This is a genomic window from Armatimonadota bacterium (assembly GCA_020354555.1).
Classification (GTDB): domain Bacteria; phylum Armatimonadota; class Hebobacteria.
On the sequence record CP070648.1, the window covers coordinates 47,733 to 69,744 of the forward strand.

At 67.1% G+C, this 22,012-nt stretch carries 15 protein-coding genes; 6 read left to right on the forward strand and 9 right to left on the reverse strand.

Annotated features, from left to right (window positions below):
• The coding region (locus JSV65_00240; protein UCH34817.1) for an FAD-dependent oxidoreductase at positions 1 to 1,850 on the forward strand (1,850 nt) is incomplete at its 5' end.
• Positions 1,851 to 1,928: 78 nt separating this feature from the next.
• On the opposite strand, the gene JSV65_00245 is transcribed toward JSV65_00240, so the two are convergent.
• The 6 genes from JSV65_00245 to JSV65_00270 all read right to left on the reverse strand — a co-directional run bounded on the left by JSV65_00245 (position 1,929) and on the right by JSV65_00270 (position 12,440).
• A complete protein-coding gene (locus tag JSV65_00245; protein ID UCH34818.1) occupies positions 1,929 to 4,709 on the reverse strand; it encodes an HAD-IC family P-type ATPase in 2,781 nt (926 codons plus the stop codon).
• 64 nt (positions 4,710 to 4,773) lie between these two features.
• Complete coding sequence (locus JSV65_00250) at positions 4,774 to 5,142, reverse strand: VOC family protein (protein ID UCH34819.1); 369 nt, start codon at positions 5,140 to 5,142, stop codon at positions 4,774 to 4,776.
• A 266-nt stretch (positions 5,143 to 5,408) separates the two neighbouring features.
• The gene (locus tag JSV65_00255) at positions 5,409 to 6,413 is read right to left on the reverse strand and encodes a Gfo/Idh/MocA family oxidoreductase (protein UCH34820.1); all 1,005 of its coding nucleotides are present in this window, start codon (positions 6,411 to 6,413) and stop codon (positions 5,409 to 5,411) included.
• 368 nt (positions 6,414 to 6,781) lie between these two features.
• The gene (locus JSV65_00260) at positions 6,782 to 7,711 is read right to left on the reverse strand and encodes a stage 0 sporulation family protein (GenBank protein UCH34821.1); all 930 of its coding nucleotides are present in this window, start codon (positions 7,709 to 7,711) and stop codon (positions 6,782 to 6,784) included.
• A 25-nt stretch (positions 7,712 to 7,736) separates the two neighbouring features.
• Positions 7,737 to 11,630: a transcription-repair coupling factor gene (gene mfd / locus JSV65_00265; GenBank protein UCH34822.1), complete on the reverse strand. Its 3,894-nt coding sequence runs from the start codon at positions 11,628 to 11,630 to the stop codon at positions 7,737 to 7,739.
• Positions 11,631 to 11,801: 171 nt separating this feature from the next.
• Entirely contained in the window at positions 11,802 to 12,440 is a 639-nt protein-coding gene (locus JSV65_00270) for a phosphoribosylglycinamide formyltransferase (GenBank protein ID UCH34823.1), read from the reverse strand.
• Between the two features lie 258 nt (positions 12,441 to 12,698).
• Here JSV65_00270 and JSV65_00275 point away from each other — a divergent pair, with 258 nt between their 5' ends.
• The 5 genes from JSV65_00275 to JSV65_00295 all read left to right on the forward strand — a co-directional run bounded on the left by JSV65_00275 (position 12,699) and on the right by JSV65_00295 (position 17,948).
• Positions 12,699 to 13,550 (forward strand): ComF family protein, encoded by an 852-nt coding sequence (locus JSV65_00275; protein ID UCH34824.1) that lies wholly within the window; start codon positions 12,699 to 12,701, stop codon positions 13,548 to 13,550.
• An 82-nt stretch (positions 13,551 to 13,632) separates the two neighbouring features.
• The gene (locus JSV65_00280; GenBank protein ID UCH34825.1) at positions 13,633 to 14,511 is read left to right on the forward strand and encodes a hypothetical protein; all 879 of its coding nucleotides are present in this window, start codon (positions 13,633 to 13,635) and stop codon (positions 14,509 to 14,511) included.
• A gap of 15 nt (positions 14,512 to 14,526) precedes the next feature.
• Positions 14,527 to 15,630 carry a type IV pilus twitching motility protein PilT gene (locus tag JSV65_00285; GenBank protein UCH34826.1) on the forward strand — a complete coding sequence of 368 codons (1,104 nt, stop codon included), beginning with the start codon at positions 14,527 to 14,529 and terminating at the stop codon, positions 15,628 to 15,630.
• 155 nt (positions 15,631 to 15,785) lie between these two features.
• Positions 15,786 to 16,868: a type IV pilus twitching motility protein PilT gene (locus JSV65_00290; GenBank protein ID UCH34827.1), complete on the forward strand. Its 1,083-nt coding sequence runs from the start codon at positions 15,786 to 15,788 to the stop codon at positions 16,866 to 16,868.
• Between the two features lie 15 nt (positions 16,869 to 16,883).
• Positions 16,884 to 17,948 (forward strand): type IV pilus twitching motility protein PilT, encoded by a 1,065-nt coding sequence (locus JSV65_00295; GenBank protein UCH34828.1) that lies wholly within the window; start codon positions 16,884 to 16,886, stop codon positions 17,946 to 17,948.
• A gap of 74 nt (positions 17,949 to 18,022) precedes the next feature.
• Here JSV65_00295 and JSV65_00300 read toward each other — a convergent pair whose 3' ends face one another.
• From JSV65_00300 to JSV65_00310, 3 genes are all read right to left on the reverse strand, one after another.
• Positions 18,023 to 18,649: an aminoacyl-tRNA hydrolase gene (locus tag JSV65_00300; protein UCH34829.1), complete on the reverse strand. Its 627-nt coding sequence runs from the start codon at positions 18,647 to 18,649 to the stop codon at positions 18,023 to 18,025.
• Positions 18,650 to 18,938: 289 nt separating this feature from the next.
• Positions 18,939 to 20,525 carry a glycoside hydrolase family 9 protein gene (locus tag JSV65_00305; GenBank protein UCH34830.1) on the reverse strand — a complete coding sequence of 529 codons (1,587 nt, stop codon included), beginning with the start codon at positions 20,523 to 20,525 and terminating at the stop codon, positions 18,939 to 18,941.
• A 229-nt stretch (positions 20,526 to 20,754) separates the two neighbouring features.
• Complete coding sequence (locus JSV65_00310) at positions 20,755 to 21,951, reverse strand: FecR domain-containing protein (GenBank protein ID UCH34831.1); 1,197 nt, start codon at positions 21,949 to 21,951, stop codon at positions 20,755 to 20,757.
• Positions 21,952 to 22,012 lie beyond the last annotated feature (61 nt).

The following is a 22,012-nucleotide window of genomic DNA, read 5'->3' on the forward strand; positions in this document are numbered from 1 at the left end:
ACGGGCATGTGGCCGCGCGCGGGGGCGCTGAGTTCCGCATGGGACGTGAGGCGCAGTCCGAGTTCGGCGAGCGCAGCGCGCCGGAGCAGGCGGACGGCATCACCATGGGCACGAGCATCACCGCGCTCGTGCGCAAGGCGTCGCATCCCGTCGAGTTCGTTCCCCCGCCGGGCACGCCGAAGTACGAGGGCGGCACGGACTGCCTGTACTCCCACGCGTCGTGGAATCATCGCGCCGAGTTCTGCTTCATGTGGGTGACGGAGACCGGCGGCAACCTTGACACCATCCGCGATGACCACGAGATCTACGAGGAGCTGCTGCGGCAGTTCTACAGCGTCTGGGATCACATCAAGAACGGGCCGCACGCTGACGAGGCGCGGAACTGGGAGCTGGTGTGGGTCAGCCCGAAGGCGGGCAAGCGCGAGAGCCGCCGGTTCGTGGGCGACTACATTCTGACGCAGACCGATATCGAGGAGGCGCGGCTGTTCGAGGACCGCGTGGCCTATGGGGGGTATGCGCTCGACATTCACGACCCAGTTCGCACGCGCGCGAGGATCATCTTCCACTGCATCCCGCCGCTATTCAGCATTCCCTACCGGTGCCTGTATTCGCGCACCATCGGGAACCTGATGCTGGCGGGGCGGCTGATGTCGGTGACGCATCTCGCGCTGGGGGCGGTGCGGCTGATGAAGACGCTGGCGACTGCGGGGCAGGCGGCGGGGGCGGCGGCGCATCTGTGTCGGAAGTACGATTGCCTGCCGCGCGATCTGTATCCGGAGCGGGTGGGCGAGCTTCAGCAGCTTCTGCTGCGGCGCGACGCGACGATCCTCGGCCTGCGCAATGAGGATCCGGACGACCTGGCGCGGTCGGCGAAGGTGACCGCGACGAGCGAGGCGGTGTTTGAGTGCGCGGAGGCCGGCGATTTCCTGCCGTTGGATTGCGCGCGCGGGGTGGTGCTGTGGAATTGGCCGGAGAAGCTGGAGCGCATCGAGCTCTACGCGCGCAACGAGTCGGACGAAGCGCAGCGGCTGGAGTCGTCGGTGTCCGCATTCGCGCCGGAGCGCAAGTGGAAAGCGCCGGAGGAGCACATCCCCTACTCCGACCCTGGGCCGGGCAATCGCATGGAATGGGGGAATGACAACACGATTGCGAAGTTCGCGGCGGTGGGTAGTGCTTCGGCTGAGATTGGGCCGCGCAGCGAGGGGTGGGCCGCGTTCGAGTTCTCGCCGCCGCTGGAGTTGCCGCCCAGGGATGAGACGAGCGACGAGGGCCGATGCGCGCTGGTCATCGCGCCGGCGGATGGCGTCAGCCTCGCGGCGAATCGGTGGGCGACGGACTTCGCGCAGCGCTGCGAGGCGCGGGAGGGTGACGCCGCCTTCACGACGATGCCGGAGCCGCTCGCGATACGCATTCAGCCCCGCCCGGTGCACGGCGAGGCGATGAACGTCATTAATGGTTACAACCGGCGCTTCTGCACCAATCCCGTAGACATGTGGATGTCGGCGCCGGGCGCGCCGCTGCCGCAGAGCGTGGTGCTGGAATGGCCGGAGCCGGTCAGACTCGGGCGCGTGCACCTGACGTTCGACACGCTCAATAGGTCATACCTCGGCATGCCGTTCAACTGCGGCGGGCGGGTGTCGGAGATGTGCGCGCGGGATTACTCGCTGGAGGCGGAGGTCGACGGCGAATGGCGCACGCTTGTTGAGGAGCGCGGCAACTACCGCCGTTTCCGCGTCCACGAATTCGCGCCGGTGACCGCGTCCCGCCTTCGTCTCACCATCCGCGCCGCGAACGGTGACGGCTGGGGCGCGCGCGTGTATGAGATCAGGGCGTACGAGACTCCGGGCTAGTCGCGGAGCGCCTGTCACTCAGGCGTCAGATGCCGACGGAGGCGGCACTCCCGATTCCACCTCCGGTGAATGCCGCATTCATCCTCGCTCCAGTGCGCCGCGGTTGCGGGCAAACCATTTGGATACTTCCATCGCGGCGACGCCGCCGAGTGACACGAAGAAGATGCACACCGCGCAGTTCAAGTGGATCGGTCGCGTGCCGAAGATGGCCTGAAGCGGCGGCCAGTAGATGACCAGGGCCTGCGCGCCGATCGCGGCGAACACCGACACCAGCAGGAACGGGTTCGTCCGCAGGGGGATCGCGAACACCGACCGCGCCAGGCTGCGGCAGCTGAAGGCGTGCCACATCTGGAACATGACCATGTTCGTCATCGCGACGGTCCTCGCGTCGGCGAGGGTCAGGCCGATCAGTTGGGCATAGCGAAACGTGGTCAGCGTGCCGAGGCTGAAGGCGGCGCCAACGACTGCGGTGTGCTGGGCGACGACCCAGTTGAAGAAGCCCGCGCGCAGGCCGCGCGGCCGGTGCTGCAGGAGATGCGCCTCCCCCGGTTCGACCGCCAGCGCGATGTGCTGGATGCCGTTGGTGACGAGGTTGATCCACAGGATCTGCGCGGCGGTGTACGGCAGCGGCCAACCCAGCGCGATGACGGCGAGAATCGCGACGACCTCCGCCGCCCCGCTGCTGATGAGGAAGAAGCTCACCTTGCGGATGTTCTCGAAGATGTAGCGCCCCTGCTTGACGGCTTCGTAGATGGTGGCGAAGCTGTCGTCGAGCAGCACCATGTCGGCGGCCTGCTTGGCGACTTCGGTGCCGACCTTGCCCATCGCGACACCGAGGTCCGCCTGGCGCAGAGCGGGCGCGTCGTTGACGCCGTCACCCGTTACCGCAACGATGTAACCGCGCTTGCGCAACTCCTGGACGATGCGCAGCTTGTGCAGCGGCGTGACGCGCGCGTACACGGCGACATCATCGACGTGCGCGGCGAGTTCCTCGTCGGACATCGCCTCGACCTCGCGGCCGGTGAGGATGCGCGGGTCGTCTTCCGGCGAGACCTCGGCTTCGAGGGGCTGCAAGATGCCGAGTGCCATCGCGACGGCGCGCGCGGTGGCGACGTGATCGCCGGTGACCATGACGACGCGGATGCCCGACTCCTGGCAGCCGCGCACGGCCTCCGCCGCCTCAGGGCGCGGCGGATCCATGAGGCCGATGAGGCCGAGCAGTGTGAGGTCGGTGACGGCGTCTTCCGTGACCCCGGGCTCGTGCCACGGCCGATGCGCGACGGCGATGACGCGCTGGCCGGCGTCGGCCATGCGGTGCGCTTCGGCGAGCCAGCGCTGCGCGTCGAGTGGCTCCTCCCCTTCCCCGTACGGCACCCACTGCTTGGCGCAGCGCTCGATGATGACCTCCGGGCTGCCCTTGGCGAAAAGCATCCAGCCGCCCCACCTCTCGTGCACGGTTGCCATAAACTTGCGCTCGGAACTGAAGGGCACTTCGGCCTCGGGCGGGTGGGCCTGCTTTTCCTCGAACAGGCGCGGCGCGCGGACCGCGACCATATCGAGCAGGGCGGCTTCGGTGGGGGCCCCGTCGAGGTGCGCGAGGCCGTGCTCGTCAATCATGCGCTCGGCGTTGTTGCAGAACAGCGCGGCGCGCAGCAGATCGCATAGGGCGCCCTCGCAGGCCGACTCGGAGCCGGGCGGCGTTTCCTCGACGAGCACCGGCTCGGACTCGCCGGCGCTGACCTGATCGGCGCCCGCTTCGAGCGTCCACGGCCCCCAGGCGACCATGCGCACGGCCATGTGATTGAGCGTCAGCGTGCCCGTCTTGTCCGAGCAAATGACCTGGGTCGAGCCGAGGGTCTCGACGGCGGGCAGCTTGCGGACGACGGCGTTGCGCGCGGCCATGCGGCTGACGCCGACAGCGAGCGTGATGGTGACCACGACGGGCAGCCCCTCAGGGATGGCGGACACCGCGAGCGCGACGGCGGTGAGGAACATCTCGGATACGGGAATCCCCCGCAGAGCGCCGAGGGCGGTGGCAACGACGACGAGGCCGAGAGTCGCGAGGGCGAGGACGCGGCTGAAGCGGCGGATGCGACGCTGGAGCGGTGTTTCGACGCGCTCGATGCCGGTGACGGTTTCGGCGATCTTGCCGAGTTCGGTGCTCGGGCCGGTGCGGACGACGACGGCCTCGCCGCGGCCCTGGAGGACGAGGGAGCCGGCGAAGAGCATGTTGCGCTGGTCGGCGGGCGGCACGTCGGGGTCGGGCAATGGATCGGAGGTCTTCTCGACCGGCAGCGATTCGCCGGTGAGCAGGGATTCGTCTGCGAGCAGTTCGTTGGCGCGGAGGAGCCGGGCGTCAGCATCCACGCCCGCGCCGGCCTGCACGAGCACGAGGTCGCCGGGGACGAGCTCTTCGCTGGGGACGCGGCGCGTACGCCCAGCACGGCGCACGCGCGCGGTGGGGCTGGTGAGGCTGCTCAGGGCGTCAATGGCGCGGTTGGCGCGGAACTCCTGAACGAACCCGATGATGCCATTGAGCACGACGACGAAGAGGATGACGCCGGTGTCGGTGTAGTGGCGCAGTGCGAGCGTGACCGCCCCGGCCACGAGCAAGACATAGATGATCGGATCCCTGACCTGATCGAGGAGCAGGCGCCACGCGGGCAGGGCGCGGCCGCGGGCGATGCGATTGGGGCCGTACTGCTCGAGACGCTCGCGGGCCTCCGCGTCATCGAGGCCGTCGGGCCCGACGCCCACGAGCAGCAGCATGTCGTCGGTTGTGGCCGTGAGAGTCCGCTCGCGGGGGATCTCCTCGGCCATTGCCGCTGCCTGTTCGGTTGACGTCGTTGCTGGGGTCATTATGGTGTGGCGTCGGCGCAGAGCGGCCGGCGGCGGCAGCGTGGTCGCTGGCGCCGAAGCGCGATTACGCAGCGTTCGGGTCGTCTGCCCACAAACCGACGGGGTTGCCCTCGGGATCGACGCAGAGGGCGAAATGGCCCATGCGAGGCACGGCCGTCTTGGGCACGACCACCTGTCCGCCGAGCTGTATCACTTTCTCCGCATAGTCGGCGACGGACTCGACGCTGACATAGTTGATGATGCTGTGGTGGGGCGTACGCTTCTTCATGAGGGCACCGTTAATGCCTTCGCCTTCGGGGGCGGCGTTGATCATCATGAAGTCGTCCATGCCCGGGGCGGCCTGTATCTTCCAGCCGAAGAGGCCGGAGTAGAAGTCCTTGAGCCGGTTCATGTCCTGCGCCGGGATCTCGAAGTGAACGATAGTATTGGGCATCTGCGTTCTCCTGGAATCGTGTTGCCTGGCGATAGGAGAAGCAGTTCGGGCGCGGGTGCGGTCATCCTCCGCGCGCCGTGGGCGATGCAAGTGACAATGCGGCTGGCGGACAGGGACAGGGCCGGCATTGCTGCCGGCCCTGAGGCGCAGAAACAGCGTGTGACGCGGGAAGGCGTCAGCCCGGACTGCTCACGCACCAGAGCGCGTCGGCGGGAACGCCGCGTGGCGTCGCGCGCGCAACCGGGACTGGTCAGGAATTATCCGGCTTAGACCTTGACCTTGACCGCGCGGCCCAGCTTGCCGGAATCCCAGGCCGCCTCGGTGAGCTGGATCACGCGCAGGCCGCCGACGGCGTCGGACTGTACCTCGGCTTTGCCGCGGATGGCCTCAATGAAGTTGCGGTCGGCGTTGCCGGTGCCTTTGGCTTTGCCGGTGACGTCCTGGAGCTTGCCGTCCTTCTGCAGTAGGATCTTGCCGCCGCGCAGGTAGAGCGCGCCCTTGTCGCCCCAGATCGAGAAGTCCTCCCACCAGCCCGGGGCATGGCCGACGACCGAGATGTTCGCCAGCGCGCCGCCCTGGAACTCGACCGATATGGCGGAGAGAATGTCCACGCGCGCGCCCATGTTGTCAATGTACGCGAAGACCTCCTTAGGCACGAGGCCGGTGGTCCATAGGATGATGTCTATGAGGTGGCTGCCCGAGTCGTTGAGCTGGCCGCCGCCGGCCAGCGCCGGGTCGCCGCGCCAGCCGTAGCCGGGATACCAGCTCTGGGCCTGCATGGCGGAGACGAAGTGAACCTTGCCCAGCACGCCTTTCTGCACGGCCTGGCGGACGTAGCGGTAGCCGCCGTCGTAGTGACGCTGGTAAGAGACGACGACCACGAGTTTCTTCTTCTTGGCGGTTTGAATGATCTGCTTGGCGTCATCCACGCGGCAGACCATGGGCTTCTCCAGCAGCACGTGGAGGCCGCGGTTGAGCGCCTCCATCGCCTGCTCGAAGTGAACGGTGTGCGGGGTCGCGATCTCCACCGCATCCAACTCCACTTCATCGAGCATCTGCTTGTAGTCCGAGTAGGTCGGCAGTTCGGCGGCTTCCGGCGCGCGCTCGACGAAACGCTTGAGGCTGTCCTCGCTCGTATCGTTGAGCGCGACGACCTCGCATCTCGGCACCTCCAAGAGGCGCTTGAAATGCCCGACAGCAATTCCCCCACACCCAATGAACCCGACGCGAATCTTGCCCGCCGGCTTGCGGGCCTTGGTGCTCTTTGCCACTGGCGCTCGCTCCTTCTACGCGCCTCCCCGGCGCGATTTGAAAGACACAGTTTCGACGCGCCCGCGCGGACGCCTCCACCGGCAGCAGAAAAACCCGGTACGCCGTTCCCCGGCACGAGCGGGCTCACGCCGTCCGAAATCCGGGCAACATCAGGAAGCGGAGATGGCCGGTGCGTTTGCCCGAGCGACCGGACCGCGCCCGCGCGGCCAGGAACCCCGGCCTTGCTGCTACCGCTGGGTCAACATTACGATGGCGGATCCCGCGTCTCGCGCGGTCAGGCGCGCGCACGCCCAGACAAGCGCACGGGGCGTGACTTCGCCTGAAGTCGCGAGGCGTAGCGACACATCGAAACATAATTGACGGAGCACTAGCCTTGGTTTCCCTTGGGCTTGCGGGAGCGGCGCCGACGCGGCCGACGCCGCCGCGAGCGCGGGCGCGCCTCGCCTTGCGCGTTGGGCTTGGATGACGCCTCAGGCCTCGGCTTCGGCTCCGGCTCGGGCTCAGGAGGAGCGCACTCCGCGGGATCCACCTCAACGCGTGTGCCGTCGTCGAGCACGAGAGTGATGGTGCGTTTGATGACGTTGACTTCGGCGACCTTGCCGCGGCCCTTGGGGATCTCGATTTCGCTGCCGACGCGCGGCAGTTCAGCCTTCGCCTGCTTGTAGCACTCGTACTCGAAGTTGAGGCAGCACATGAGGCGGCCGCAGCAGCCGGAGATCTTGAGCGGGTTGAGGGCCAGGTTCTGCTCCTTGGCCATCCTGATCGCCACGGGTTGCAGACTGGAGAGGAAAGACGCGCAGCACAGGGGGCGCCCGCACGGGCCGAAACCGCCGAACAGGCGGGCCTCGTCGCGCACGCCGACCTGATGCAACTCGACGCGGGTCTTGAATTCGCGGGCGAGATCGCGCACGAGCCGCCGGAAGTCCACACGTCCGTCGGCGCTGAAGTAGAAGACGATCCGCGTGCGGTCGAACGTGTAGTGGGCCTCGATCAGCTTCATCGGCAAACCGTGCTGCTGTATCTTCTGCGCGCAGACCTCGACGGCTTGGTGCTCCCGCTCGCGGTTTTCCTCCTCGCGCTGGAGGTCTTCTTCCGTGGCCTTACGTTTGATCGCCCGCAGCGGCTGCGTGATCTCCTGCTCGGGAATATCACGCGCTTCCGCGACGACCTGGCCCAACTCCAGTCCGCGCTGAGTGGGCGCGATCACGGCATCGCCTTCATGCAACTCGATGCCGCCGGGATCGAAATGGTAGATCTGCCCGGCGGAACGGCATGTCACACCGACAACGGTTGGCATATATCAATCCTCGCGGAACTGTGACTCAGGCGTCAGCCCCTGTTTGCTCCCTTTCGACGCGGGAGAGCATTCTTCCCGCGTGGAGGACGATTTCGCTGCTCAGGGCAAGCAATTGCTGCGGCGACAGGCCGAGGGTGAGTAACTCGATGCGGTCGTGGCTGGCCACCGGGCTGGCCTGGCGGAACTCGCGGTCGCGCACGGCGGAGAACTGCCCCTGGAGCTTGCGCTGGGCGACCGAGGTCAGGCGCCGGTCGGGGGCGAACCGGATGGTCACCTGACGCCGCTCGCTCGTGATGCCGGCCACGCCGACGGCGAGGCAGTCCAGTTTCAACTGGATGAGCCGGAATAGGCCGTCCACTTGCGGCGGCAGCGGCGCACCGAAGCGGTCCGCCAGTTCCTCGCGCAGGTCTTCCATCTGCGCTGCGTTGCGCACCGCGGCCATGCGGCGGTAGAAGTCAATGCGCTGGTTGAGGCTCGGCACGTAATCCTCGGGCAGATAGGCGTCCACGGGCAGGTCGAGCGAGACCTGGCGCGCCGTCGGCACCGGCTCGCCCTTTACTTCTTGCACCGCCTCCGCGAGCATCTGGGTGTAGAGCTCGAAGCCGACGGAGAGCATGAAGCCGTGCTGCTCCGGCCCGAGCAAGTTGCCGGCGCCGCGGATTTCGAGGTCGCGCAGGGCGATGCGGAAGCCGGAGCCGAGATGCGAGAACTCCTTGATCGCGGCGATGCGTTTCTGCGCGCGCTCGGTGAGCCGTTTGTGCGGGGTCCACATGAGATACGCGTAGGCCTGGCGGTTGGAGCGCCCGACGCGCCCGCGCAGCTGGTACAACTGCGCCAGACCGAACAAGTCGGCCCGGTCAACCACCAGCGTATTGACGTTGGGGATGTCGAGCCCGCTTTCGATGATCGTCGTGCACACCAGGATGTCGTGTTTGCCGGCGTAGAAGTCGAGCATGACGCGTTCGAGATCGGCCTCGCGCAGCTGACCGTGGCCGATGGCGATGCGCGCGTGGGGCACGAGTTGGCGGACGTGCTCGGCGACATGGCCGATGGATTCGACGCGGTTATGGACGAAATAGACCTGGCCGCCGCGCTCGAGTTCACGCAGCAGGGCCTCGCGGACGACCTCGTCGTCGCGCGATAGGGCGCGGGTGCGGATGGGCAGGCGTCCTTCGGGCGGCTCGTTGATGACGCTCATATCGCGGATGCCGGAGAGCGACATGTGGAGCGTGCGCGGAATCGGCGTGGCGGTGAGCGTGAGCACGTCCACGATCGTGCGCAGCTGCTTGAGCTTCTCCTTGTGGCGCACCCCGAAGCGCTGCTCCTCGTCGACCACGACGAGGCCGAGGTCCTTGAACTCAACGTCGCGCGACAGCAGCCGGTGGGTGCCGATGACGATGTCCACGGTGCCGTCCGCCAGCCCCTCGACCACTCGCTTCTGCTCGACGCGCGAGCGGAAGCGGCTGAGCATCTCGACGCGCAGCGGATAGGGCGCCAGGCGCTCGCTGAAGGTCGAGAAGTGCTGCTGCGCGAGAACCGTCGTCGGCACCAGCACGGCCGCCTGCTTGCCGTCCATGACCGCCTTGAAGCAGGCGCGAATGGCGACTTCGGTCTTGCCGTACCCGACGTCACCGCACACCAGGCGATCCGTGGGCTTGGGGCGCTCCATGTCGCTCTTGACGTCCGCGATCGCCGCGAGCTGGTCCGCGGTCTCCTCGTACGGGAAGCCCACCTCCATCTCTTGCTGCCACGGCGCGTCGGGGCTGAAGGCGTGCCCCGGCTGGGATTGGCGCGCCGCGTACAGCGCGACGAGTTCGCGGGCGAGTTCCCGCGCCGAGCGCTTCGCGCGTCGTTTGGCGCGCTCCCAGTCGGCCCCGCCGAGGCGGTGTACCGCCGGAAGCTGGTCCTCGCTGCCGATGTACTTCTGTACGCGATCGAGTTGGTCAATCGGCACATAGAGCCGGTCCTCGCCGGCATAGTGCACGGACATGTACTCGCGTTCGGCGGTGTCAACCACCCGGCGCACCAGCCCTTCGTAGACGCCGATGCCGTGGTTGATATGCACGACGTAATCGCCGGGCGCGAGCTCGGTGAGCGAGCTGATCGGCGCCCCCTCGAGGTGGCGGCGGCGCAGCGAGCGGCGAATCTTCTGCCAGCCGAAGACCTCCTGATCGGTGAGGCAGACCAGGCCCGCCTCGGGCAGCGCGAAGCCCTCGGAGATCTTGCGCGGCGTGATGAGAACCTGGCCCGGCTCTACGGCGCCGGCCTCGTCGCGGACGATGCCGCTGACGCCCGCCTCGGCCAGCAACTCGGCCAGACGCTCCCCTTGCAGGGTGGAGATGATGACACGCTGATGGTCGCGCTGCCAGCCGCGCAGCACATCCGCCAACTCGGCCGGGCGCGCGCCAAAGCGCGGCACGGGTGACGGGTCAAGTGAAACCTTCGTCTGCGGCGAGCCCGGCCAGAAGCCGTTGTCGTCCGGTTCGAGGAGCGAGAAGCTGAGCGTCGGGCGATCTCGCAGGCGCTGCTTGCCTTCGCTCGACGGGAGATAGAGTGGATCCGGCAGAGGCAGGAGAGATCCATCCTGGAGTCGCAGGCGGTACGCTTGCGCCAGTTCATGCTCGAAGCGCTCGTAGTGCTCGGCAATGAGGGACGGCTCGTCTATGACGACCGCGGCGCCCGCCGGCAGGTAATCGAGCGCGGTGAAAGCGCCCTCGTGGAGGAACGGCAAGTAGTACTCGACGCCCTGGAAATACGTGCCCTGGCTCATGCGCTCGAGGTCGTGCTCGACCTTGTCGCGCAGCCGGCGGGCGGCATCGGGCCGGCCTTGCTGCTCCAGAATTGCGAGTTGCTCGCGGAGCGCAACCGTCATCATCTGCTCGGCGCGAGCCGGATCACCCGCGCCGCCGAGACTCGCCTCCAGCACCAACTCCTGGGCGGGCAGCAGGTCGAACTCCGGTATCTCCCCGGTGGAGCGCTGGGTTTCGACGTCGAGGTTGCACAATCGCTCGACCTCGTCGCCGAACAGCTCCAGGCGCAGGGGCTGCAGGGTCGTGGAGGGATAGATGTCAACGATGTCGCCGCGGATGCTGAACTGGGCGGGGTGTTCGACCATTTCCTCGCGGGCATAGCCGAGGCCGGTGAGGCGCGCGGCGAGGTCGGTCAGGTCGAGCGGCTGCCCCTTGCGCAGGACGAGATGGGCCCGCGCCAGCACGGCGGGCGGCACGGTCTGGTGGAGCACGGCGGGCGCGGTCGCCACGACGGTCACGGGCTCTCCGCGCAGCAGGCGGTGGAGGGAGTTGAGCCGGTCGCGGATGATGTCGAAGTCCGGTGAGAATTCCTCGTAGAGGAGAATCTCGAGCGACGGCAGGAAGGAGACCCGTTCGGCGGGCTCAGGGGAGACGTGTTGATCCGGCGCCGAGCCGGTGAACGAGACGATGTCATCGTAGAGCTGCTCCGCCTGCTCGTTGTTGTACGTGATGATGAGCAGGGGGCGTTCGGCCCTGGCCGCCAGGCCCGCGATAATGCAGCCCTTGGCGGCCCCGGTCAGGCCCTCTACGTGCCCGCGATATCCGTCTCGGCGAAGGTTCTGGGCAAAGTCGCTGAATTCCGGCCACTGCCCGAGGGCGGGCAGTAGTGCATGCATGTACTTAGTATAGCACCGCGCGGCGGACGACGCAACGCAAGCGGGACTGAACTGTAGAGGAAGCGGGGCCGCGGCCCCGCCTTCGCTCGCCCGGATTGAGTGGGGCGCGGCTACCGGCGACAGCTGAGCGCGGATGTGCGCGCAGCGTGGGGCCATCCGTCCGAAGGCAGTCCAGACCGCGGCGCGGAGGCGCACCGGCCCACTATGGAGTGCGGGAGTTTTAGTCGCCTGTGGCGACTCACTCCCGCTTTGAAACGCGCCTGATGACCACAAGAGCGGCGATGAATCGCCGGACTCCAGAGTCGGCTGCGGCGAGTGAACCCTTCGTGCGTTGCGGCCTCACATGTACGGTTCGGACCCGAATCTGCACAATCTGCGCAACCCGCGAAAGCTGGGCAAATCCGCGGATCGTCTACTGTTCGAGGGCGACCCGGTGAGCCGCCCCTACGCCGCAGGCGGGAGCACGCGCACGCGGTTGCCTTTGATCTCAAGCCGCCCCTCGGCGAAGAGCTGGATTGCCTCGGAGTACGCCTGATGCTCCTGCTCGAGCACGCGCGCGGAGAGGGTCTCCGCGGCGTCGTCGTCGAGCACCGGCGCGGTGCGCTGGACGATGATCGGGCCCGCGTCAACTTCCTTCGTGACGAAGTGCACGGTGCAGCCGGTGACCTTCACGCCGTAGTCGAGCGCCGCCTGGTGCACGCGCAGGCCGTGCATGCCCTTGCCGCAGAACGAGGGAACGAGGCTGGGGTGGATGTTCATGATGCGGCCGTCGAAGGCGTCCACGAACTCGTCGCTCGTGATGCGGAGGTACCCCGCCAGCGCCACCAGCTCCTCGCCGCGATCGCGCAGCTCTTGGATGATCGCTCGATTGAAGGCGTTGCGGTCGGGGAATGAGCGAGGATCAATAGACACCGCCGGCACACCGGACTGGCGCGCTCGCTCGAGGGCGTAGGCGTCCTCGACATCGCTGATAACGACGACGACCTCGGCGTCGAGACGGCCGTCGGCGGCGCGGTCCATGATTGCCTGAAGATTCGTGCCGCCGCCCGACGCGAGAACGCCGACCTTGACCTTGCGTGCCATCGGGAAGTCACCTCCGTTGAGGGGGAGTGGTTGACCCGCTGCGAGCGCATTATAGCGCGCGCCGCCGGAGGGTGCAAACGAGGAACGGGGGCGTGAGTGGAGAAGGAGCAGGCGACGTTATCCGCGGGCGAGCGGACAGGGGATGGCAGAAGCGGGGCGTTGCATCGGCCGCGACACGGCGCGGGCGAAAGCCCTCGCCGCGCTCGGGATGACATGCGGCATGAGTGGGTTGCGCACGGCAGCACAGGGGCCTCGTCCATGCACTGGCTGACCAAGGGCTTTCTGGATCTGCTGTTTCCGCCGCGGTGCCTGGTGTGCCGGCGGTTCGGCGGCGCGGCGCTGTGCGCGGAGTGCGCTGCTGAGGTGACGCCGATCGCGCCGCCGATGTGCCACCGCTGCGGGATGCCGTTCGACCCGCAGGCGCGCGGCGGCCCGCTGTGCGCGTCGTGCCGGCAGACGCAGCGACTGCCGTACGTCATCGGCCGCTCGGTGGCCCGGTATGAGGGCCCCGCGCGGGAGGCGGTGCACCGGCTGAAGTATGACGGCAAGCGCGTGCTCGCGCGCGTGCTGGGCGAGATGATGGCGGCGGCGATGCTGGACGGCAAGGCGCAGGACAGCGCAGCCACTTCGTTGGACACGACTTCAGAGACCGGCGACCCGCCCGCCGCCGCGGCGAGCGCGCCTCCAGCGATCCCTTTCGACAAGCTCTCGCTGATCCTGCCCGTCCCGCTGCATCCGGTGCGCGCGAGCGAGCGGGGATTCAACCAGGCGGAGCTTCTCTGCGCGCCCCTCGCCGAACGTGCGGGCGTGCCGATCGCCGTCCACTGTCTGGAGCGCGTGAAGCTGAACGCGCCTCAAGTCGCGGTGCCGGCGAAGATGCGGCGCGCGAATGTGCGAGGGGCGTTTGCGGTAACCGATCCCGCGGCCGTCGCCGACAGGACGGTGCTCGTATTCGACGACGTGTGGACGACCGGCGCGACACTGCTGGAATGCGCGCGCGTGCTGCGGCGGGCCGGGGCCTCGGCCGTGCACCTGCTGAGCCTGTGCCGGGCGGTTCTGCATGAGCGGCAATCGCCGGCGACCGGTCGGATGACAACGGGTCACGATTGACCCGCGCACCGGCTGGAGGTATAATCACGTTGAGAGACCACGGGGCCCCGTTAAACCATCGGTCTTGACCGACAGCACCCCTGTGATTAACCTGACTTACAGCCGCACTCCACGCAGCGCAGGGCGTCCCGCTGCCCGCTGGTACCGCCTACTATTCGCGGCGCTCCCGGTGCTGCTCGCCGCCCACATCGGGCTGGCACAGACCAGAGCGGAGCAGGCCGAGCCAGCGCAAGCGCCCCCAGCCAGCCCGAACACGTCCCAGGAGGCGACCGCGCCAGCCCCGTTCCGCGCGGTAGCGCTGGTCGATTCCGACGGCGGCATGGAGGCGGTCAGCATGTTGTTTCCGTGGGCGCAGGACCACCAGGAAGTGACTTCGATCGTGGAGCATATGAGTCAACTGGGGGGCTGGGACGTTGTGGATTTGAAGATCGAGGACGACCGGTTCGTTTCGGCCTGGGACTTGGCGATGGAGAAGGACCCGCAGGGGGAATTGCAGACATACGTCGAGTTCAGCGCGGCGGGCGTGGTGAACCACGAGGAGCGCTGGATTCCGCTGGATCCGTTCATCGTGGCGCTCAAGGATTACAGTCCGATGCGGCTCGCGCTCGCGGTGGGCGAGCAAGTTGTCGTGGAGGGACCGGGAGATTTCGAGGATAACACGGTAAGAATAGAGTGTAATCGTCAGCTCGGCTCGATTCTATACGACATCACCGTCAAGGATCCCGATCTGACCTCAACCGGGGTGCCCGCTCATCCGGCGGCACCAGTGGTGCCGGCGCCGCAGGTTGTGCCGCAGCGGCGCGCGCCGCTGCTGGCGGGGCTGCTGGTCGGGCTCGCACTGGCGGTGGCGACGGGTGTGGCGCTGACGCTGAGGCGGAAGGGCCTGTGGCCGTGGGCGGCGAACAAAGGCGGCGACAAGCCTTGCACCAGCGACCCGGCACCGAACGCACAATCGGACTAAGAAGGGGAGACGAAAGTGGCAGTTGAGCTTGAAGAACTATGCAGATTCGCGGTCGAGAGCAAGGCATCGGACCTGTTCATCAAGGCCGGGGCGCCTGCGGCGCTGCGGGTGCACGGGCGGATCGTGCCCACTGACTTGCCCGTGCTGCTGCCGGAGGACACGGAGCGCATGGCGCACTCGATCATGACGGAAGAGCAGGTCGCGCGCTTCCGCGAGTACCACGAACTCGACCTGGCATTCACCCTGGGGGACCTGGCGCGCTTCCGGTGCAACGTGTATCAGCAGCGCAATACGATGGCCCTGGTGCTGCGCATCGTGCCCCTCGAGATCTACACGCTCGAAGAGCTGGGGATGCCGAAGATCGTGAGCGAGATGGCGATGAACCGGCAGGGGTGCATTCTGGTCACGGGGCCGACCGGCTGCGGCAAGTCGACCACGCTGGCGGCGATGATTGACGTGATCAACCGCACCCGCCGCTGCAACATCATCACCGTCGAGGATCCCATCGAGTTCGTGCACCAGGACCGCCTTGCGGTGGCGAGCCAGCGCGAGGTAGGGATCGACACCGAGTCGTTTTACGACGCGATGAAGTACGTGGTGCGCGAGAGCCCGGACGTGATCCTCATCGGCGAGATGCGCGACGCGGAGACGATGCGCGTGGCGCTGACCGCCGCTGAGACCGGTCACCTGGTGTTCTCCACCGTGCACACGACGAGCGCGGGGGACACGGTCGAGCGCATCGTCAATATCTTCCCGCCGCACGAGAAGAACCAGATCTGCCTGCGCTTGTCCACGACGCTGGTGGGCATCATTTCGCAGAAGCTCTCGCCGCGGAGCGATGGCACCGGGCGCGTCGCGTCGGTCGAGGTGCTGGTCAACACGCCGACGGTGGCGAAGCTGATCGAGGAAGGACGAACGTCGCAGATCTATAACGCGATCAACGAGGGCGGCTATTGGGGCATGCAGACGATGAACCAGGCGCTGCTCAAGTATCTGCGCGCGGGCATCATTACGGAGGAAGACGCGGAGGCCTATGCGGGCAACCGCACGGAGCTAAAGCAGATGATGCGGCGGGGGGCGCAGGCCGCGGCGGGCGCAGCGGAGCAGCCTTCGGGGTAGCCGAGCCGCGGCGCACGGTGGCGCGGCTCGCGACGCAAGCATAGAGCGTTCGGTACCAGCGGAGCGCCGCGCCGAACTCTTCCGGACCATGTTCTCTGGGTGCGCACCCGAACCGACGAGTCACGCCGGCAATACAGGGGCCTCGATAAGACACGATGCACATTGACGAACTGCTGAAGCTAGTCGTGGAGCGGCAGGGGTCGGACTTGCACATACGGGCGGGGGAGCCGCCCGTCATTCGAGTTCACGGCGATCTGCAGCGCACCGACTACCCGCGCCTGAATTCGGCGGATGTGAAACAGATCGTTTATGACATCCTGAGCGACGAGCGGCGCCATCGCTTCGAGCGCAACATGGAGCTCGACCTCGCATACGCGATTCCCGGGCTGGCCAGGTTTCGGGTGAACGTGTTCCGCCAGCGGCGCAACGTAGGAGCGGTATTCCGACTCATCCCGATCCGCGTTCAGACCATAGACGAACTGGGGCTGCCGCAAGTTCTGAAGCGAGTGGCGCTGTTGCCGCGCGGCCTGGTGCTTGTCACCGGCCCCACCGGCAGCGGCAAGTCGACGACTCTCGCCGCGATGATTGACCACATCAACGAGAACCGCAATGTCCACATCGTGACCATTGAAGACCCGATCGCGTTCATGCACAGCGACAAGCAGGCAGCGGTCAACCAGCGCGAGGTGGAGATAGACACGCATACCTTCGCCGACGCCCTGCGGCACGTCATGCGGCAGAACCCGGACGTGATTCTGGTGGGCGAGATGCGTGACCTGGAGACGATGCAGCTCGCGATCACCGCGGCGGAGACCGGGCACCTGGTGTTCGCGACGGTGCACACGACGGACGCGGCGCAGACCATGGACCGCATCGTGGACGTGTTCGAGCCGGCGCGCCAGGAACAGATCCGCATGCAGCTCTCGGTGGTGATCCAGGCGGTGATCTCGATGACCCTGCTGCACCGGCAGGACCGCCCGGGCCGCGTGGCGGCATTCGAGATCATGCTCGCGACGCCCGCCATTCGCAACCTGATTCGCGAGCGCAAGACTCACCAGATTTACTCGATGATCCAGACCGGTCACGAGTTGGGCATGCAGACGCTGGACGCGCACCTGCTGGAGCATTGCCGCAGCGGCATCGTCGCGTTCGAGGATGCGCTGGCGAAAGCGTCGAACCCCGCCGAGTTCCGGCAGCGCGCGCGCCTGACGACGGAAGCCGCCACCGGGGCGATGTAGGGGCGAACGGAGACGATGGCGATCCAGATCGACGAATTGCTCACGGAATGTGTCAAGCGTGACGGTTCGGACCTCCACATCAAGGCGGACAGCCCGCCCCTGCTGCGCATCTACGGCGACCTGTACAGCATGGACCTCCCGCCGCTGACCTCCACTGAATCGCGCGAGCTGGCGTACAGCGTCTTGAGCGAGGAGCAGATTGCGCTGTTCGAGCGTGACTGGGAGATGGACCTCGGCTACGACATCGAGGGTGTGGGGCGCTTCCGGGTCAACACGTTCGTGCAGCGCGGCAACGTCGGGGCGGTGTTCCGCTCGATTCCGCTGCGCATCTCGACCATGGAAGAGCTGGGGCTGCCGGCCGTGTGCAAGTACTTCGCCGAGCGTCCGCGCGGCCTCGTCTTGGTGACCGGTCCCGCAGGCTGCGGCAAGTCAACGACGCAAGCCGCCATGCTCGACTACATCAACAAGACCTATCCCTGCCACATCGTGACGGTGGAGGATCCGGTTGAGTTCATCCACGAGGACGAGCGCGCCCTGATCAACCAGAGGGAGCTGGGGACTGACACGCAGTCGTTCGCGAATGCCCTCAAGTTCGTGCTGCGTCAGGACCCCGACGTCATCCTCATCGGCGAGATGCGCGATCTGGAAACGGTGCAGCTTGCGATCACGGCGGCTGAAACGGGGCACCTAGTGTTCGGGACGCTGCACACCACGGACGCGGTGCAGACGGTGGACCGCGCGATTGACATCTTCCCCACCCACCAGCAGCAGCAGATCCGTATGCAGCTTTCGGTGAACTTGCTCGGGGTGGTGTCGCAGATCTTGGTCAAGCGCGCCGACAGCAGGGGCCGCGTCGCTGCGTTCGAAACGCTGGTGGCCATCCCGGCGGTGCGCAGCTCCATCCGCGAGCGCAAGACCCACCAGGTCGCGTCGGTGATCCAGACCGGCGTCAAGCAGGGCATGATGACGCTCGACCAATCGCTGGCGGGGCTCGTCAAGGCAGGCATGGTCACCTACGACGAGGCCGGCAACAAAGCGAAAGAGCCCCAGGAGTTCGCCAACCTCTGCGCCAGCGACTAGCGCGCGTGATGGATGCGGACGAGCCGATGTGCGGCGATTCGGCGTCATCCGCAGCCTCGGTGTTTCGACCACACTCAGTTGAAGCGGTTCATCGCTTCGGTAATGCCGACGGAGACCCATGCCTCGACCGCGTCCGCTGCGCGCGCGATGGCGGCGGCGATCACCTCTTGTTCCTCGCGCGCGAAGCGACTGAGCACATAGCTCACTTGATCCATGTGCGGCGGCGGCTCGCCGACGCCGATGCGCAGGCGGGGAAACTCCTCGTTGCCCAGCGCCTCAATGACCGATATGAGGCCATTGTGCCCGCCCGCGCTGCCCGAACGGCGCAGGCGGATCTTCCCCAGCGGCAGGTGGACGTCGTCGCACACCACGAGGAGCCGCGATAGCGGCACCTTGTAGTAGTCCGCCGCCCCACGAACCGCTGCCCCACTGCGGTTCATGTAGGTGTGCGGTTGGATCAGGATGACGCGCTGGTCGGCCAGTCGCGCCTCGGCCTGAGCGCAGCGGAACTTGCCGCGGCGCAGGCGCGTCTGCGCGCGCGCGGCGAGCAACTCGACCACTTCGAAGCCGACATTGTGCCGCGTCGCGAGGTAGCGTCCCCCGGGATTGCCGAGGCCGACGACGAGCAGCGGGCTTGAGGCGGACGCTTCCGCTTGTTGCGCCACAGCATCGCGCTTGCGCCGGAGCAGGCTGAATCGCATGGCCCTTGAGTTCAATAAACGCGGCGAATGAACCTGCCGCAAGGGAGCTTGCGCCGTCGCTCCAGTTTGCTTGGGCGATCCGGTCGGGCATGTCGGAAGTCGCCGCTCAACGTCCGTGCCCCGCTCGGCACGTGAGCGCGGGCGGCGTGCACAGCCGAGGGGCCCTGGCTGACGAGGCAGCGGTGTGCCGGATGATCGCCGGCAGGCGGGACGCCTGCGCCGCCAGCACGATAGGGCACAGCATGCTGTGCCTCTACGGCTACGGCCCGGAGGCGCACGATGTGACAGGTCACGTTTCGCTCAGCGCCAGCAGGTAGTACGCGTTGTGGGGCAGCCATGGTTCTGTCGAGTGGTAGTCGTTGCCCTGGAGATCGAAGCGGGGGGCGTCGCGCTCGACGCTCTCGCGGACGTAGCCGTTACATACCGCCCCGGGGACGGCACCGCGCTCGCGCTCACGGATCGCATTGTAGCGGTGGTGGTACTGCGGCGGGTTGAACCGCCCGGCGCCCTCCAACATGCAGACGGCGAACGGGTTGCAGCCCAGCACCCAGTTGATCTGCGCCCACGCCAGTTCTTCTGCCAGCCGAGCCTGATCGCGCACGGCGGCATCGGGCGACCGGTTGAGGAGCTTCGCCGCGAGCAGGAGCGCCCAGGCCTGTGACAGATACATTGAGTTCTGCCCAACGTACCAGGCCTTGGGTTCCACATAGGGGTAGAACACGTTGTGGGCGTCCCATTGCATGATGCGGAAGGGATTATCGCTCAGGCCAGCGCTGAATTCGAGATACTTCGTGAGCGCCACCTGTATGTCGGGAGCCAACTGATCCTGGGGCAGGCGCAGCGCAAACTCAGCAAGCGCAGCCGGGACGAAGCCCTGGTCAACGATGTGGGGATCGTGCAAGCTGCCGTCCGGACGCTGTCGGCTGAGCACGGCGCGAACCAGCCGCCGCGCCTGTTCGACCCTGGCGTCTCGTTGTTCGGGCCATTCCAGATGGGCGAGCGCGGCGGCGGCCTGCTGGATGACCGGCAGATCCGCTCCCGCCGCGGCATCGTCGAGACGCCGCGCGCATTCCAGCCACCTGGATTCCCCGGGGCGCAGGTTCTGCAGTGTGGCGAAGGCGAGCAGCGCCACTCCCGGGTGATGCCCGAGCGAGGGCTCGCCGCGAATCGGCCGGTCGTCGTCGGTGCCCGGACGATTGTCGGTCTCGTCCTCCGGAGCCCCCCACCAGCCGTACCCGGAGAACACGTCGCCGCGCAAGAGCCCGGTCTTCTCATCCTGCATCTTGGCCAGCCACGCCCCGCCCCACGCGGCCTCATCGAGCGGCGGCGGCGCCTGCTTCAACGGCCACGGGCGGAGCAACTCGTGGCGGCCGGCCTTCGCAAGCGCGACGACCGACAGCGGCGTGTAGCCGTTGTACTTGTTGTAATCGCCGGCATCATGCCAGCCCCCGACAGCATCGATGTGCGAACCGTCGGGAAGGCGCGCGTCATCCATGTGGCAGGGCCGGTGCCATCCCGGCACTTCGGTGCCGCAGCGCTGGTAGTAGTAGAACGCCGCCGCAAGCGCAAGCGATTCACGAGCGGTTCGACGCGGGGTGACGGCCACCGGGGCATAGCGAGCTTCGCGCTCCGCGATGGCGATTCGCAGCTCATATTCGCCGTCGCGGTCGAAGCCGCTGAAGTCGCTTCGCCAGTAATGCCCGTCCCACAGCGCGCCGCCTCCGACGTGGTCCAGATCCGCTTCGTAACACAGAGTGCCGCGAGCGTCCACGATTCCCAGTCGGCCTCGCGCCCCGTCGAGGTCCTCGCCCGCTCGAACCACGACGGACTTCGGCGCACCGACGTCGAACCCGACCTGATTGATCAGAACCTCCATCGCTGCGTGTGCCTCCACGGAACCTCCGTTACCAGACGCGCATCAACAATGGCGCGCGTGCCATGCAAGGGTCAGGGATACGATCCCGAACGCGGGAGCGCGGGATGACCAGGCGTCCCACGCGCGTCGGGCGCGAGGTTGGAGATGCGAGCAGGCCCCGCTGTCTCATGGGGCCGCACCTCGCGCCAGCGGCAGCCTGGCCGACAGCCACGGTACGAACGCGTTCCCCCTATCGCGGCTCGGACGAGGGGAGCGCCGTCGGAGGCGCGGAGGGAGATACGATGGCGCTCGCGGCCACCTGCCCGGACGTGACGGTGATACGCGCCGATACGGCACTCTCCGCCGGGCGCCACTTCGCGACGACAGCGCCATGTTCGGTGCGATGACCGCCGATGATATCGCCGGAATCCACGACCAATTCGACTGGCGTGCCATCGGGGACGAGTTCCCCGTCGGGATCGCGCAGCACGGCCTTGACTTCCATAACCCCGGGGGCATCGTGGGGATCCTTGCTTGGACGCCACGTCAGCGCGATGACATCCGTCGGGTTGACGTACGCGACCGCGCGCGACACGGTGGTCCGCCGACCGCCGAGCGACGCGACGATGGTGATCACATTCTGTTCCTGCACCAAGCGCGCGCGACTGCGAAAGACGCCGTTAGCGCCGACGCGCACGGGCTCGCCGTTGACGGTGACGGTGGCTGCCTCTTCCGTGCGCCCGCGCACCGGGGCGAGTGCCACCGAGGTACTCGAATCCGGGGCGGGCTCGGTAACGGTCAGCAGCGGCCCGATGACGTCGGCTTTTCCGCGCCAGCGCTCGGCTTCCGCCTCGGACATGTTGTGCACTTCGAAGCCGCGCTTGCCGACCACCGCGCACTTGCCCGATCGTCCGGACTCGACGGACTGGGCGACGCCGTCACCGATGATCTCGACTTGCCCGTCGTAGACTTCGAGGCGAGTCGTACCGTCGTGCAGCACTTCAAGGCCGAACACGGTGCCGCGGACGGCGGCGACGATGGTGGGTGTCTCGACTTCGAACTTGGAGCCAGGCTGCAAGGCGCCCCGGATGCGAATCCAGATCTCGCCGAGATTGAGGCGGAAATGGGTGCTCCGGGTTTTCCTGACCTTATTGGCGCGGCACCGTTCGACGACGAGTTCACTGTTGGGGCCGAGTTCGATGCGTGATCCGTCAGCCCAGTGGAGTCCGATCAGCCCCTGGGGCCCGGTGCGAACGAGATCGCCCGAGCGCACCAGCATCCCAACCGTCGCGTCCCGGGCGTCGCCGCCGCGCAGCACCTGCACCGGCCCCGCACGCTCGTCAACCACCGCCAGCATCTCGACGATGGCGAGGGTCTGCGCGCAGACCAGCAGCAGGATCACAGCGAGCACGGCGGCAACAATAAGGATGACAGCGGATCTGTACATGAGGCTCGCTTCGCGCCTCCTGTGCGCCGGGCGCCTCCGGCCTTCTTTCTACCCCTTCAGC